Below are 14,677 nucleotides of genomic sequence, written 5' to 3'. Positions count from 1 at the left end.
ATGTTAATGCCAACGCCTTTCAAATCAAAAGCCGCTATCGCGAACGCTCAAAACCTTGCCAACTACATTTTCAATGCAAGGCATGTGAACCCGACATATGCCAGTCTCCCAAGCTTTAACTGGAACGACAACGTATGGGTACTGCCTCGTGGCAGGCTTCGCTTTTTGAATTTGCAGAACGCGGGTTTGCATAAGAGCGTCACGCCCTCGGCAAGCCAACAACTAGCACCAGAGTTCATTGAGTTCGCCAAGGCCTACATCGTGGAAACACGACGAGGAAGCGCCGCAAAGGTGCCCGCAAAAGACTTCTCTATAATAATGGTCGTTGAACAAGCGCTCATTGAAGTAGACGGCTACGCAGATATTACTCGGCTTTCGGAGCAGCACCTTGATCGTGCCTCTGCCATCATCAAGGAGACCTATGCCGATCTTTTAGGTATGGGCGCGGCGCTAAAAAACCTGGTTGATGAAGTCACCAAGCACAACATCACCTCGAGTGGTATTCGCCACTGGCAACACCCCTTTCGAGGTATACGACAACCAGGCGCCACCTATGACCGAGAAACGAAGCTTCCCTTGGACGAAACGCTGTTGGCGCTCGCCGAAATCTTTGCAAACGGCCATACAGGTGATCTGAATGATGAGGCAACCTACATCACCAGTATTACGGCCATCTTCCTTTCGGCACCTTTTCGTATCAACGAACAGAGCTGGCTGAAGTCCGTATCGCTTGAAGAGGATTTCGACACTCTCGGCCAACCTCAGAAGTTCCTGCGGCACTACTCTCCAAAGATAAACAAAATTGTCACGAAAGAGATTCCGCAGGTGATGGCAAGCCACTGCGAAAAGGCGTTCCGACGCTTGGAAAAAATCACTGAAGAAGGTCGAAAGCTCGCGCGCTATTACGAATCAGGCGCGAAGGACTTCTATCCGCACGAAACCTGTCCTGATGTCCCCCCTAATCAAGTTTTGACACGCGACCAGGCCGTCGCGGCACTGGGCCGCCCTACCCTCAAGTCAGCAGAAAACCTGATGAAATGGATGGAGGGCCATCGGAGGTTGGCAGGGTGGACGCTTAGGACACTATGGGCATCCGTGGTTGAGTATCACAAAAAGAACAACCCATTTTTCCCTTACCAGGTAGACCCGAGGCTCTGCTCCATCACGCCGCCCAAAATGTCGGAGTCACTCCTTTGCTTCCGCGAATTCCAATTGGCGGATGGCTTTGCGACGAGCCCGATTTTCCTGGCCCCCATCAATGGTGATTACTACAACAAACGTCTGTCTCAGAACAACGTGAGCAAGCTCAATGGCAAGACCTACCCTTCCTTCTTGCACCGGCATGGTTACGAAAACATCACCCTGAAATCCCATCAACTTCGGCACTTCTTGAACACCGCCGCTGAAGAGGCGGGTGTTGCCATCGAACGAATTACTGCATGGAGCGGCCGCGCGTCTGTCCAGCAATCACGAACGTACATGCATAAAGACCCGAAACGTACTGCAAGGGAAATTGGCGACCGCTTGATACAGGTGACGGATATCACACATACCCCTATCACCGAGCAGGAATACGACGTCCGAGACAAGGGCAACATCATCACAACCCGCTACGGCATTTGTACTCATCCATGGACTGTATCAGCCTGCGAGAAAGCTGCAGACTGCCTGAACTGCTCAGAGCTGCTGCATTGCAAAGGGCACAAGAACTCCCTGAAGGCCGTGGAGCGCGAGCGCGCGCATGTCGCGGAAAACCTGGAGGCTGCGCTCATGGAAATCGAGGCAGGCAATCGTGCGGCAACGCGTTGGGTCGATCGGCATCAACTGTATCTGGTGCGCCTGGATGAGATTGTGGCGATGCACAAGAATCCAGCGATTCCGGATGGTAGCCCGGTGCAAATGGTGGGTCATGACTTCACACACGCCAAACGCATATTGACGACTAAACACCCTGAACTGCTTGAGTCCAGTGGGCTCAGTGACGTCTACAGCGACGATTTGTTAAGCTGCCTGAAAGAATTGATGGAAGAAAACAACGATGCCTAGCGCGTTCACCGCGAAGGAGCTTAAAGCCATAACGGCCATTATCAGAGAGTGGCCGTTGAAGAAAAAGCTGACTTGGGAGGCTATATGCGAAGCCTCTCAATCGGCCTTGGGCTTTGTTCCAACCCGCCAGGCGCTGGCCGGAAAAGCATTGGTTGTTAACGCTTACAAAGTTAGAAAAGCGGAGATCACTTCGGATCGGGATCGCATGGCAAGTATGCCATTGCCGAAAAGCCTCACCGCTGCAGCGGAGCAGATTCTCAGACTGCAGGAAGAGAACAATCGGTTGAAAAAAGAACTTCAGCTCATGGCCGAAACGGCTCAAATATTCATTCACAACGCTGCACTGAATGGATTGACTCGGGATAAGCTGATGAACCCGATCCCTAAGCCGGATAGAAAAGGTTAGCCAGGAGGATGCTTGTATTTTTTTGGCCCGAACTGGCGCCAGCTCATCCGTAAGCTGGCACCAGCGAATTTAACTTGCCGTGAACTTCGAAATTTCACCCATTCAGCCAAATGACTGGCGCCCTAAAACAGGCACACTTAGCGACGCCCTGATTGCGCCTGCTGAAAAATGAATGGGAGCGCGGTGAAGAACAATACACTCAAAAGAGAGTCCGGATAGGTTTTATCGAAAAACAACCAGACAGAAGTTGCCGCCACTGGAATGCAGAGCACAACAGACACCAGCATTGTGATGGCTACAAAAATGCGATCTGTCACTTCTTTGAATGAGTCGACCATCGGCGTGATCAGTTCAGCTACAAATTCAGAAACAAGAAGCAAAGGAATATAGAGCAGCGCTGAAATCAGAAAAAAAACAAGCTGGAGATTCGTTTTTACAACAGGAATCGCAGGTAAATACTCTCCAATAAAGCGAGCACTGCTTAAATAAACCTCCCCACTTGAGAACAGCGCTTTAAATACTGGAGGAGTAGAAATCGAAAGATAAAGCATACCAAATGTCACTAGATAGAAAACAAATTTGTACGCTGTTTCATCCGCTTTTTGGCGATTTTTCAATCGACGCTCTGCCCCCATCGAACCATCAGGAACAACTAGTTCTATTGGCTCAATTCTTGTTGCATTCCGGTTTGAGGCAGGTCGCGGGACAGAGCGTTTCCTTCTCATCCCCCACAAAGACATAATCCCTGCATAAATGAATGATGCCACAACATTTAGTACCAGACTCCAGATATCACTAGCCATATTAGTTCTTAACTACTCGACGATTGAGGTTAATGCCGCTCCAGCAAAGCTTTGATCCCTTTGACTAAAGGTCACCGGCAAAAACTTTCCTAGACCACGCAATGCTAAGGGCAAATAGCCATCACCTCAACTATTTTCAGCAAGCTGACAATCCCTTCAGAAACCTGTAGTTTTATGACACCCTTATGAAAAGGTGCCTGCTCTTAGAGCGGCCAACATAGCTAGCTGATGACTTCGGGAGCGCCACAGAATCGAAGCTCTATGTAGCCCCCGCTCCTCCCCTGACTCAGCACTTCAGATTGTTAGTCATACGGACATGCCAAACATTGATGAATGCCAAAATGGAGCGATAACCAGTAAGCCTTGCATAAAAATATGCCACATGCTCACCTCGAAACCTCGCACACTCAAAAACTCAGCCCGTTCAGGATTTTGCCAGCTAGCCACAGCGTAGAGGACACGCCAGACAATGACTGCTGTAAGAGCTTGGTTTGTTGAGGAAAAGTAAACAATCGTGAGAACACGCGTAGCAAGTTGCTCCTGAGTTTAAAACGTCGTTTGGGATGAAGAAGGCTGAAACCCTCACCAGCTTCCAGCCTTCTGCTCAACCTAGCAACTCAAAGCTAGAGTTTTTTTCTCGTAGTGAAACGCCTGGCACCTTATCGAATTGCCACGCCCAGCAACTCCTCCAGCTTGTCATAGTAGGCCTCACGCATGCGCGGTTGTGGCAGGTCGCATGCCTCGTCCAAGGCATCCAGGGCTTCCTGCTTTGTGATTTTCTTCTTATCGATCAAGGGTTGGAGCAGCGTGGTATAGATGTAGCTAAGCTCGTTGTAGGAGCCGTGTTGGCCGCATGAGACCTTTACCCCGTCACCCTCCCCACCGCTTACCTTGTCGTCGTACGAAAATTTGTCGTTGATTTCTTTGATTGAGCTCACAGCCATTTCTATTTTTCCTTAAGCGGGCCAGGCATGGCTCATCCATCCTGTAGCCGCACAACTTCAATGGTGGCTCTTCGCCTACACCTCAAGCTTTACGCATCACCAAAAAAGCTCAATATTTGTAACCAAATATTGAGCCTTAGAGATTTCCCCCTAGCCGCTAGTGACTGCTCACAAGCACTGCAACGCGCATCGCCCAAATAGGGCACCGCAGGAAGTAAATGGATGTATGCACGGATGCAAATTTCGACTCAAACGGGTGAGATGCCTGAACATCTGGAGCTCTGACCGTGAATCCAAAACCCTGATGTTTTTAGCATTCATTGGCAACCTCAACTCTTAGCGCTGACGAGCTCGTTTTTTTCCTGGATCACCCTCATCTCGGCGGCCTGGTTGTAGCCTAGAAGAAAATAATCACGACAGAACCAACCGGCGGTATGGATTGCGAAGCCATGTATATCTAAGGGCATTGGGCTGACTTAAGATTTCTCGCAGTCAGGTGGCCAGGCCTGGTAACCCGGTAAAGCCTCAAGTACTTGCCAGAGACGCCAAAAGACTCATCCTGCTTAGCAGTCTGCACCTGCCATCCAAACACCCAAAGCAAATCAATATTCAGTTGCTCAACATCTCTGCTTTCCATAACACCATCCTCGCTTGTGACTCAGCTCTCCCTTTTGCGTTGTCCATGGAGACTTTCACTCAGCAACTTCCAATGCGGACTTCTCGCTACGGAATCAATCAAATCCAGGCAAGGCGGCTCACCACCTGCAAGCCAAATTCTCACCATCTCATCAGGCCATCAGGCCATGCCCTCATAGGTCAGCATCTAAAAATCGAAAGCCTTTGCTATCAAATAAGCAAAGTTGGGGAAATAAACGCAAGCAGCCAGCCCACAACCCACATCGAAAAAACCGCATATAACCCCTAAAAAATTAATCTCTCGGAGTTGCACTGATGTTTGCTCCTTCGTTACCATAAAATAAAAAAAGAGAACATCAATGCCCGACCTAAAAATCAGCTTCAGTGTATCCCAAACGCCTGAAGGCTCTAACCTCAGCTCTTTTCACAGCATCAAAAAACAGGACAGCATAGATCATAGTGCCTTCCAGTACATCGGTCTGCTGTATCACAACCTTGACGCGACCGATGAGTACGACTCCCGGTTTACGCCGGCAGCAGTCGAATCTTTCAGTGCTTCCATATTGAACCTTGGATTTCCTGAATGCGCGCCCATACATATGCTTGCTACATCCAATTGGAAAGAGCGGATGTACATCATCTGGGGTTTTATATCCGAGAAGTCTCAGAAAAACGCGAGAGCGCTAGATTACGAAGAGTTTCATAATTACTGGCCTAGCCTTGAGTTTTGCGAACCAGGCTGGGACAACGAAGTTAAAAAATGGTTTGCTAGCCAACCTTGCTGCACGCATTCATGCGAATAAACCCAGTGATCACCAAGCTCAACAATGGAGAACACCATGGAAAGCCTCTTGGACTACCTAGATGCTGCATTCAAGGGGAAATCCAAGTACGAACAGGCCATTCATAGCATTGAAGTCGCCAGAGTTCAAGAAACATACTTTGAGCGAAGGTAAAACTTGGGGGTGGATTATCCTGGAGAAAACATATCCAGCATAACTAACGCTACAAGGATAAAGACTACCCACAGCCTGGATACGGCTGAACAAACGAGGGTTGACGTGAAAGAGATGAATCTAGAAGAGCGTAAGGCCTACATTCAAACAGTGGCCGAGGAGGTAGCCCAAGGAAAATTGTCGCTCGGAGGCGCCACCAAGCAACTGCGTGAAAATCTTCTGGGCATAAACCAAGAAAGGTTCGCAGTCGCCTGCAAAATTTCAAAGCGTACTCTGTCGCAGCTTGAGGTCGATAGTGGCAATCCAACTCTTGCGACCTTGGACGCTGTATTCAGGAAATTCGGTCTTAAAGTAAGCCTGGCTCACCTTAGTCCTTTAGAACTTAACGCCGCAGCTGCCAGGAAAAGCAAAGCAGGGTTTAGTATCCCCACAGTTACTGCTGCGCTACCTCCCTCTCCCATCTCCAAGGGAGCCGATTAAGGCGCGTTAACCATCCGTAGTTTAAAGCAAGCCTCATGGTCTGGCGTGATTTGGCCTTGCCCTCTATCTCACGCCAATGCTTACCCAAGCAGGGGGGTAAGGAGCCGTTTCCAGTGAATTTCATGGGCCTGCCAAAATCGCAGCGGGCCCAAAAGCAGTTCACATTTATGCGCACTGAAAAAGTATGACCCGAGACAATAAAAGATCCTGTCCTCACGGACACTAGTGAAGCGTTTTTGAAACTCAAAGGATCATCAGCCTGCAGCGCTCATTTCTTGAACGTATTCTTTCAGTGCAACGATGCCGTGCAACAACTCATTCGAGTGAGCGAGCCGGTGGCAGTTGGCGCAAAGCAGCGCCAGATCCTCCAACTTGGTCTTACCCTTGTGATTTTCATGGGACAGAGGGATCTGATGGTGACACTCAATGACCCGGAAACCAGCATCACCATAGATCGCGAAAAAATCGATAGCGCAGGCTTCGCATTCTAGTTTTCCGGTTTGATCAAATCGCTCCAACTTCAAACCCCGCGAGAGGCCTTTAGCCCGTTCTCGCCGACGATGCTGGGTCAGCCGCAGAGACCCTTCCGCGTATTCTTGGGGAGCGAGGACGTGCATTTGCTGCAGGAATTTGAGACGAAGCGCTGTAACCTGGTTGGATTTCGTAGTCAGGTCGGCCAGATCGCCTTGGTTGTAGAAATCAAAGTTCCTCAGGACATGAACGAAGACCTGAGATGCGTCCTTCTCAAATGACGCGTCTCTCCATTGGTCAGAGCAAACCTTTCCATCAGGCCCCTGTCCACCACAACGATCATGTGAAGGGCACGACTTCAAACACTTCAAGTGACTTTTCAAGTGCCAACCGTCCTGACCGGGCATTACGGAATCCAAAATCTGCTGTTCTTTCTTCGTCAATTTTACGGCATCTTGAACCTGCATCGTTCGCTCCGTGAGTCTGGTAATCGATCAACATCCCCATTGGGGGCATGTCGCTTTTCATTGAACGACTTGCTGTTTGAATCGAATGATTCGACACCATTTTTTCTCTAGAAAAAAGTTCTCCTCTCCGAGTTTACTCCTCATGTTGAGAGCGTCGGAGTCTTTCCGGCCAAACGCAGCAAGGCGTACGAGCGCTCCAGATCTCGCCTTTCAGCAAATCGCCCGCCCTCTTTTTGTCAACCACCTCTACCAAGATAGCGTCTGTAGTCCAGATTGAACTCCATGTGTTGCGTGCCGACTAGCTCCCTATGCAAGATGAAGACGGGTACAGAAATATCACTCCCTCCCGGGGTGAAGCCGGATTTTAATAATAAGACGGGCACGATTTACCATGAATTTTCATCAAAACACTCCATTTATTGGCTACCGCGACAATCTCATTCTTGCCGCGCTGATCAAAATTGATCAATTGGAACGCCTCAGCGCCGGATCGATGAGTCTATCTCAAGCCTTGGCCCCCTTTAAGGCGCCTGAGGGCTTACTAGATCTTGTCAACCAACTGGCTTACAACGCCATCAATCACTTGGTACCAGAGTTGACTGCCGAATTGGTTCGAGAGGAATTAATAGAGACGCCGATCGATACTTGGGAACTGGACGCTGTCCTCATGAAACCGATCGGCTCGGCTTTACAGATGACTCACCGCTAGCGAGTGCAAACGTTCACGGCGCATATATGTATTGAAGAAAAATGCGCTATCGAACTCAAGCGATTTGGTGTAAATGACCTTAGATTTAGTCGCGGACTTTTCAATCTCCGCGACTACGAAATCAATACAGTCACTGCCAGAATCCTCATTACCAAGACGGTGATTATTAAAATAAAACCGAAGAATGCTTCCCTTGATGTTCGGTTTACGCTCTACGCCTCCATATTTCCCAACCGTAAACCCGTTAGAATTTTCTTTGATTTTCTCCGCAATTACGCTATCAACTTTTACCCCCCACAAGTCACGTGCTTCAGTCATATAGGCGAAACCAAATGGCAAATTGTATAGATTGACACATCGATACTTATACCCTTCACTCGCCTTAAAATCCTTTAGCATCTCTACTATCAGACCATCTGCGAAGGTGATACCTATAGCTTTTTCTAGAGTCGAGACTACCAAATGAAGATGGTTAATCAGCGCATTTCGAATTTCATCATTTCGTTCTTTGTTTTTTCGGGGAGTTTTGCTGTCAAATCTTTCCGGGTTATGAAACGGACAGTCCTCGTAAGCTCCCTGGTCGTGATTCGCCAAGCCTGGGACTGAACTTCCCGTGTGCCGTGCGTATAGAATTTGGGCATCCGTTTTAGGGACAAGCCGATTAACGAGGGTCACTGGGTTTTCACATGCAGGACACAACGCATAGGACTTGACCTCCCGCCCATCATTCCTGACGTACGTCTCGGCTCTGTGGGTTTTACTGTTGTAGTTACGTTGAGTCAGAACCACAGGTACCTTTGGCTTTTCTAGCGTACTGAATACGTTCAACTTTTTTCCTTAAAGTTTCGTAAGGCCAATGCCGAGAATTCACGATATCGGGCTCACGGAGTCGCGCTCAAATTTCAGGCACTCATAATGGCCAGGAGCCACCACCCTGACAAGGGGATAGGCATGGCCCATTGTCGAGGATCGTCGATTAGCGCCCCCCCCTGCGACAGCGTTACGGCGATCTCGCAAGGCAGGTGTTTCCCTGTGAGGTCGATACCACGCTGTCACAGTACTTAAGATTTTGAGGTTTGCCGGGAGCGACCGCTGACTCAGGGTCGATTGGTATTTCCCATGCCTTTCCACTTGCGGTCTTGGCGTTTGGTTCTAGGGTATTGATTGCACGCCTAGAAACCATGGGGACGGGATGTACGCCACTGTTGTCGGTTGCAAGCTGCCCCCCTTGAAATCAACCATTTGGATATCGAGACAAGTATGTCAACGCACATTAAGCCAGGCCCGAAACCGAAACGTGACGACGGAAAGGATGACAGAAGGCATCACGTGAACCCCGAAACTAAGCCGAAGCATCCCACACTTCCCACCCATAAGCCTGAAAAGTAACAACGGTATTGGGGTGATATCAGCACGGCTCGCAGTCCCGTCCTGACCTCCATTTTTGTCCGGCCGGCCCGAACGGGCCGGCTATGGCAATGGTCGGTCAACCAGCCGAAATTTGAACGTCTAACCCACGCAGGGAAGTCTGATTTCAAAGCAGACACCATCACCTAAATTGCTGGCGGTCAGGCTACCGCTCAGACGTGAAACAAAGGTCTTCGCCATATACAGCCCCTGACCAAGATGATCCCCCTCCCCTGCGCCGTCTCGCACAGAGACGCCATATTCAAAGATTTCCTCGATAGGGTCATTCGCGATATGAGGGCCACAATTTTTTATCGTGACAACGGCGTCGCCCTGCTCCAGATAGCCATCGACAATAATGTCGGTATCAAGCGTTCTAAAATCCTGGGCGTTGCTGATGATCGCGGTCAGCACCGACTCCAGCATGTCAGCGTCAACCATCACATAAAGGGCAGAATCGCTGCCGACATATTTGATACCCGCCGTTATCGACTCAGCGGCGTTCATCAAATATTCCGTTATGTTTTCCTTAGTAATGTTTCCAGACAAGGAGTTCATGGCCTCTTGTGGGCTTTTGAATATGAAATTATCAGAAGTCTCTTGCCCCAAGGAAGCTCCATATAAATACTTGACTGCGAATGAGATCCTCCGTACGTAACGTGTACTGGGATCAGTATCATCATTGTGGCGAAGCATCAAATCCTGCAAGGGAGATCTGATTTCATGACCTATCGCACGTAGAAAATGGTGCTCTCTCTTAGAGCGCTCTAGAGCACTACGACCGTAAGCCATGAGCGCCTCATGAAGTTCTGAGATGTTTCGCCAAAGAACGCCGACCTCACTCTGACTTTCTTTTATTTCAAAAGGCAGCTTGTATTCATGAAGGGCATTATACCTCTCTTTCATATGCAACGTATTGCGCCGAACTTTGTAAAGTGGTGTCAGCACGAACACACGCAGAATCACGTAGGATATGAACAACAGGACAATCAGAAGAGAGGAAAGCATGATAATGGATTGCGCAGCAATTCGCCATCCACCCAATACACTCGAAGCATCACCCCGAATGGCAACGGTGCTTCCATCCGGAAGCCTCGACATCTCATCAATTGTTGTCGCAGGAACAATAATCTTAATAAAAAAATCAGTTAACTGATCAACGACATTGAATGGAAAAACCCTTACCGAACCCTTGCTCTCGCTAGCTGCGTGCCTGACACTAATTTTCGTGTTCGAATTAACTGGGGTAAATACTAAAATCTCTCCTGGGGTTAAATAGTTACTCATTCTTTCAAACGAAAAAACGGTATTCGGCTCCGACAGCGTCGTGTCCATAACGATACTGCTTTCACCTGTCGCGTCATTACCGATTAATTTAACGTCTATACGGGCTTCAGACAGATCCTCCGGCGGCCAAACGGCGGTTTCCCCATCCGGCTGATTTGCCTCGAAGGCGTCGTCAGCAAACGCATAAACCGGCAGCTGAAATATGAATTCAAACCTATCGCTTGCACCTTGGCTGCTGACCTTCAACGCACGCCCTTTGATCTGCGGCTCTCTTGAATAAGCCCGGCCTGTTGAAGAGCCGATTTTGAATCCGGTTAAGCTCCAAGCGGGAGACAAGTAAGGGGCCATGGAGTCGCCAACCCTCTTGATGGCGTCGAAGGTGACGATGAACTGGTTAGCGGCACCGCGCGCAGACACCGTAACCAGAAAGTAGTCTCCCGTCCTCGGATCTTCGATATAACGAGGCGAAACCAAATCACCGAATTTATCGAATCCACCCCTCACGTAGGCAATTGCACCGAGCGCTTTATTTTCCAACACTCCAGCGCAAACTCTATTCTGGGGCGCATTGATGCCAGCAAAGCTGCATCCCAACAGAGGTTTTACATCCTCGACATGCCCTGGCATGACATTGAGGTATTCCAGGGGAAGTCTGTAAAAAGGGATTCCGGTGTTATCAGACTTGGGCGCTTCAAAATTACTAAGATTAATCCTTCCATCCAGCGAATCAAACTCATAGGCCACACGCTGCAAATTACGTTTAACACTCGATTCGTACTGCTGCGCAACAGAACTAAAACTCAATCGAAGCGCAACAATTGTGCCGACTGATACAACAATAAAAACCGCCACCAGCACACCGATAATATAAATTCTGATCGATGCCTTGCTGATATTATTTTTAAGCTTGCTAAGATCTAATCCTGCCACCGAACCCCCTTCATCCTGATGACTTCAACGTGCCCCTCTAACTCACCGACCTCCTTCAACGCATCGCGTATGGTTTTCACATGCTGGCGGATGGCATCATTGTTCTTACCGCTTTTCACCAAATCAAACAGCTCTTCGTACGTGACGAGTGCACCTTTATTCTTATACACCTTTTGCAATATTATTTTTGCTGTATGAGGAATGTTCAGAGGCTTTCCTTTGAAACTCGCTTTGCCCGTCTCATGGTCTACGAATAGGTCTTCTTCAGACTCTGCTTGCTGCTCGCTCTGCGCTCCTTGCGAGTTTCGCCTGTCCCTCAGCACTCGCATCGCGGCGGCTAAAAACATTTGACCATCGGGTGCAATGGGTTTTTCAAGAAAATCCCAAATATCAAGCTGGTACATGATCGAACGATAGACGGATGAGTCTAAACCGGAGACAACGATGACGGGACTTTTGTGATACTGGGAGTTAACGCTTATAAGTCCAATGCCCGCATTTTTTTCGGGCGGTAGTTCAATGTCCACCACAATCAAAGAATAATTATTCTGTTTGATGCCCGTTTCGGCCGATGTCCTATCAAAGAACTGATCAACTTCTGCTGACTGATCGAGCTGACGACAGAATTCTGCAAGGGCATTATTCACGGCCTTCGAATCTTCAATAATGGCTATCTTATACATGAGACATACCTCGGACAAATCTAAGCAAATCGATTGCGACCGATAATCTCACAGAAGTCAACATGGCGCACGTGAGCAAATACTCACGAAGCGAAAGAGATCTTCACGATCAAAATTTGAACTAAACGTTAGTGTATTCACGAAAGCGTAAGATAACAAAGCCAACCCCAACCCGCCTTTTTTACTCACGCCTCTGCCGTTAACTTAATCATCAATCGCACTCATCCTGTAGTGCCGGAGGATCGTATTCATGTCAGCAAATCGCTTTCAGATTTTGGCACTATCAGGTGGGGGATACAGAGGGCTGTACACGGCCACGATCTTGGCAGAAATAGAGCGCGAGATCGGTGGCCCCATCGCTCGCCATTTCGACCTCATTGCCGGAACGTCCATAGGCGGCATCCTGGCGCTCGCGATTGCATCGGAGATTCCTGCCCAAGCAATCGTAGACCTCTTTAAAAAGCATGGGGAGGCGATCTTCACCCCCCGCACGCGGATGCCCATCTTCAAGTCCACGTTCAGCAGTGACGAGCTAAAAAAACAAATCTCGGAACCTGAAATGCTGGGCACCAAGCTGCTGGGGGATTGCCTTCACCCGGTCGTCATCCCGGCGATCAATTACTCGACTGGCAAGCCAGTACTGTTCAAAACACCGCACCATGAAAGCTTTCGGCGTGACCACCAGCACCCGATGGTGGACATCGCCCTCGCCACGAGCGCTGCCCCAACCTTCTTTCCGCGTCACCAGTTTCAACACAACCAGTACGTCGATGGCGGACTGTTCGCCAACGCCCCCGGCCTACTCGCGCTTCATGAAGCAGAGACCTTTTTCGACGTGGCCAGCTCGGACGTTCATCTTCTGTCCATCGGGACGATGTCATCCAAATTCACTGTTAACCCAAAAAACAATCGTGAAGGCGGTGCCGTGGACTGGGGTGGAGGCAATCCCGGGAAAGCAGCGCAACGACTGTTCGGGTTGTCGATTTCCGTTCAAGAGTCGCTCTGCGATTTCATGCTGCAGCACAAGCTCGGCTCACGCTACATGCATGTAGACGAAGACCTAACAGACGATCGCTCCAAGGCGGTCGCCTTGGACAAAGCGGACATCCACGCGCAGGAAGTGCTCATCGGCTCCGGTCTGGAAAAGGCCAAAACATGCCTCGGAAAAACGGACTTCATGGCGTTCGTTGCGCACAAAGCTCGCCCTATAAATTTTTACTACGGCAACAACGCGACACGCCAGGAGCCTGAAACATGCTGAACCTTACGAAGCTCTATTTTTCTTCCGTCGACGACGTGGTTTTCAGCGACAAAATCGCGCCCACTGACGAGCAGCGTGATTTTCTTACCCAGTGTCGCACGAAAATTCGCGAGTACTTGAAGCCCGCGATTGCCAACGCGACCGTCGCTGTTTTGGGCATGGAAAAGCGTGTGGAGCCTCGGTTCAGGACGCAAGGTTCCTGGGCCTATAAAACCTGCATCCAACCCGCACACCCTGACAAGCAGGAAACCGACCTCGATTATGGCGTCTACCTGCCCGTCGATGTTTGGCAGGAAAACGGCCCGCCGGCCGCGATGGCCAAAAAGTACTTCGACCTGGTTGAAACACTCCTTCAGGTGCTGTGTGTTCAGGAAGGCTGGAAGCTGATTACAGGCGCTGGGGCCAAGGACACCTGCATCCGGATAGATGTCGCTTCGTGGGCCCACATTGACATCCCGCTGTACGCCGCCCCGATCGAGGAGTTCAACAAGGTTGTCGAACGCACGGTCGTGCTCAGCAACGAACGGCGCACGGCAGTCATGGACAGCGTGAGTTCCAATGAAGCTTACGAGATATTGGCGAAGGCCAAAGCTCAGACATGGGACGACCTTGACACCATCATGCTGGCGTCTCGGTCTGGCCTGTGGAGAGCATCTGATCCAGAAGACGTCGCAAAGTGGATCAAAGACCAAGTCGCGCGTTTTGGTGATCTGGGCAATCAATTCCTTCGCGTGTGCCGTTACGCGAAAGCCTGGCGGGACTTCCACTGGGAGATCGGCGGCCCCACCTCCATTTCCTTGATGATCGCGATTGCCCAGAACTTCGAGGGGAAACGGGGTCGCGACGATATCGCTTTCGAGCATGCGGCCAACGCGCTGTCCATTGCGCTGAGTACCGAAATTCGCGAGCCTGGCATTGATGACGGCGTTGAGGACTTTAACCGCCTAGATCAGGAAAAACGTGAGTACGCTTCAAGCAAAGCCCAAGACCTGGCCGCCGCGCTCAAAAGAGCTAAAGGGTGCCAGGAATACCAAAAGCATCTGGCATTGCAGATCACCACTGGCCAGCTGGGTGGGCGAATCCCATCGAATACAGACCTGATCGATGTTGAAAGCGCCACGGAAATTGTGCGCTCAACCGCACCTGCCGTAGTACCTGCCCCTCGTGTCCCAAATACTTCTGCAGGTTGAT

General features: G+C 49.8%; 13 protein-coding genes. 7 read left to right on the top strand and 6 right to left on the bottom strand.

What is annotated here, in order from left to right; genetic code table 11:
- Window positions 1-2,046, top strand: a complete 2,046-nt coding sequence (locus tag IHQ43_RS11885) for a hypothetical protein (RefSeq protein ID WP_192564506.1) — start codon at window positions 1-3, stop codon at window positions 2,044-2,046.
- Entirely contained in the window at window positions 2,039-2,452 is a 414-nt protein-coding gene (locus tag IHQ43_RS11880) for a hypothetical protein (RefSeq protein ID WP_192564505.1), read from the top strand. The genes IHQ43_RS11885 and IHQ43_RS11880 overlap by 8 nt, the downstream gene beginning before the upstream one ends.
- Window positions 2,453-2,589: 137 nt before the next feature.
- Here the strand turns inward: IHQ43_RS11880 and IHQ43_RS11875 are convergent, their stop codons facing one another.
- Together IHQ43_RS11875 and IHQ43_RS11870 are read right to left on the bottom strand one after the other, a co-directional pair.
- Entirely contained in the window at window positions 2,590-3,255 is a 666-nt protein-coding gene (locus IHQ43_RS11875) for a hypothetical protein (protein ID WP_192564504.1), read from the bottom strand.
- A 659-nt stretch (window positions 3,256-3,914) separates the two neighbouring features.
- A complete protein-coding gene (locus IHQ43_RS11870; RefSeq protein WP_192564503.1) occupies window positions 3,915-4,199 on the bottom strand; it encodes a hypothetical protein in 285 nt (94 codons plus the stop codon).
- Window positions 4,200-5,194: 995 nt separating this feature from the next.
- On the opposite strand from IHQ43_RS11870, the gene IHQ43_RS11865 reads away from it, so the two are divergent.
- Together IHQ43_RS11865 and IHQ43_RS11860 are read left to right on the top strand one after the other, a co-directional pair.
- Window positions 5,195-5,638 carry a hypothetical protein gene (locus tag IHQ43_RS11865; RefSeq protein WP_192564502.1) on the top strand — a complete coding sequence of 148 codons (444 nt, stop codon included), beginning with the start codon at window positions 5,195-5,197 and terminating at the stop codon, window positions 5,636-5,638.
- A gap of 267 nt (window positions 5,639-5,905) precedes the next feature.
- Window positions 5,906-6,271 (top strand): helix-turn-helix domain-containing protein, encoded by a 366-nt coding sequence (locus tag IHQ43_RS11860; RefSeq protein ID WP_192564981.1) that lies wholly within the window; start codon window positions 5,906-5,908, stop codon window positions 6,269-6,271.
- Window positions 6,272-6,525: 254 nt separating this feature from the next.
- Here IHQ43_RS11860 and IHQ43_RS11855 read toward each other — a convergent pair whose 3' ends face one another.
- On the bottom strand, window positions 6,526-7,209 hold the full coding sequence (locus IHQ43_RS11855; protein WP_192564501.1) for an HNH endonuclease: 684 nt from the start codon (window positions 7,207-7,209) through the stop codon (window positions 6,526-6,528).
- Window positions 7,210-7,600: 391 nt separating this feature from the next.
- Between IHQ43_RS11855 and IHQ43_RS11850 the strand changes: the two genes are divergently transcribed.
- Window positions 7,601-7,918, top strand: a complete 318-nt coding sequence (locus tag IHQ43_RS11850) for a hypothetical protein (RefSeq protein WP_192564500.1) — start codon at window positions 7,601-7,603, stop codon at window positions 7,916-7,918.
- On the opposite strand, the gene IHQ43_RS29540 is transcribed toward IHQ43_RS11850, so the two are convergent.
- The 3 genes from IHQ43_RS29540 to IHQ43_RS11835 all read right to left on the bottom strand — a co-directional run bounded on the left by IHQ43_RS29540 (window position 7,898) and on the right by IHQ43_RS11835 (window position 12,225).
- A complete protein-coding gene (locus IHQ43_RS29540) occupies window positions 7,898-8,746 on the bottom strand; it encodes a hypothetical protein (protein WP_244142258.1) in 849 nt (282 codons plus the stop codon). The two genes, IHQ43_RS11850 and IHQ43_RS29540, sit on opposite strands and share 21 nt — an antisense overlap.
- A gap of 681 nt (window positions 8,747-9,427) precedes the next feature.
- Window positions 9,428-11,542: a sensor histidine kinase gene (locus tag IHQ43_RS11840; RefSeq protein ID WP_192564499.1), complete on the bottom strand. Its 2,115-nt coding sequence runs from the start codon at window positions 11,540-11,542 to the stop codon at window positions 9,428-9,430.
- Window positions 11,530-12,225 (bottom strand): response regulator transcription factor, encoded by a 696-nt coding sequence (locus tag IHQ43_RS11835; protein ID WP_192564498.1) that lies wholly within the window; start codon window positions 12,223-12,225, stop codon window positions 11,530-11,532. The genes IHQ43_RS11840 and IHQ43_RS11835 overlap by 13 nt, the downstream gene beginning before the upstream one ends.
- Window positions 12,226-12,475: 250 nt before the next feature.
- Between IHQ43_RS11835 and IHQ43_RS11830 the strand changes: the two genes are divergently transcribed.
- On the top strand, window positions 12,476-13,486 hold the full coding sequence (locus IHQ43_RS11830; protein ID WP_192564497.1) for a CBASS cGAMP-activated phospholipase: 1,011 nt from the start codon (window positions 12,476-12,478) through the stop codon (window positions 13,484-13,486).
- Entirely contained in the window at window positions 13,480-14,676 is a 1,197-nt protein-coding gene (locus IHQ43_RS11825) for a CBASS cGAMP synthase (protein ID WP_192564496.1), read from the top strand. The genes IHQ43_RS11830 and IHQ43_RS11825 overlap by 7 nt, the downstream gene beginning before the upstream one ends.
- Window position 14,677: the final 1 nt, after the last annotated feature.

The sequence above is a fragment of the Pseudomonas gozinkensis genome (assembly GCF_014863585.1).
Classification (GTDB): domain Bacteria; phylum Pseudomonadota; class Gammaproteobacteria; order Pseudomonadales; family Pseudomonadaceae; genus Aquipseudomonas; species Aquipseudomonas gozinkensis.
This window is presented reverse-complemented; position numbering and strand designations above follow the sequence as displayed.

Excerpts from the sequence above, each read along its gene's own strand:
- IHQ43_RS11885 (WP_192564506.1), top strand. The coding sequence starts at position 1 with ATGTTAATGCCAACGCCTTTCAAATCAAAAGCCGCTATCGCGAACGCT.
- IHQ43_RS11880 (WP_192564505.1), top strand. The coding sequence starts at position 2,039 with ATGCCTAGCGCGTTCACCGCGAAGGAGCTTAAAGCCATAACGGCCATT.
- IHQ43_RS11875 (WP_192564504.1), bottom strand. The coding sequence starts at position 3,255 with ATGGCTAGTGATATCTGGAGTCTGGTACTAAATGTTGTGGCATCATTC.
- IHQ43_RS11870 (WP_192564503.1), bottom strand. The coding sequence starts at position 4,199 with ATGGCTGTGAGCTCAATCAAAGAAATCAACGACAAATTTTCGTACGAC.
- IHQ43_RS11865 (WP_192564502.1), top strand. The coding sequence starts at position 5,195 with ATGCCCGACCTAAAAATCAGCTTCAGTGTATCCCAAACGCCTGAAGGC.
- IHQ43_RS11860 (WP_192564981.1), top strand. The coding sequence starts at position 5,906 with ATGAATCTAGAAGAGCGTAAGGCCTACATTCAAACAGTGGCCGAGGAG.
- IHQ43_RS11855 (WP_192564501.1), bottom strand. The coding sequence starts at position 7,209 with ATGCAGGTTCAAGATGCCGTAAAATTGACGAAGAAAGAACAGCAGATT.
- IHQ43_RS11850 (WP_192564500.1), top strand. The coding sequence starts at position 7,601 with ATGAATTTTCATCAAAACACTCCATTTATTGGCTACCGCGACAATCTC.
- IHQ43_RS11835 (WP_192564498.1), bottom strand. The coding sequence starts at position 12,225 with ATGTATAAGATAGCCATTATTGAAGATTCGAAGGCCGTGAATAATGCC.
- IHQ43_RS11830 (WP_192564497.1), top strand. The coding sequence starts at position 12,476 with ATGTCAGCAAATCGCTTTCAGATTTTGGCACTATCAGGTGGGGGATAC.
- IHQ43_RS11825 (WP_192564496.1), top strand. The coding sequence starts at position 13,480 with ATGCTGAACCTTACGAAGCTCTATTTTTCTTCCGTCGACGACGTGGTT.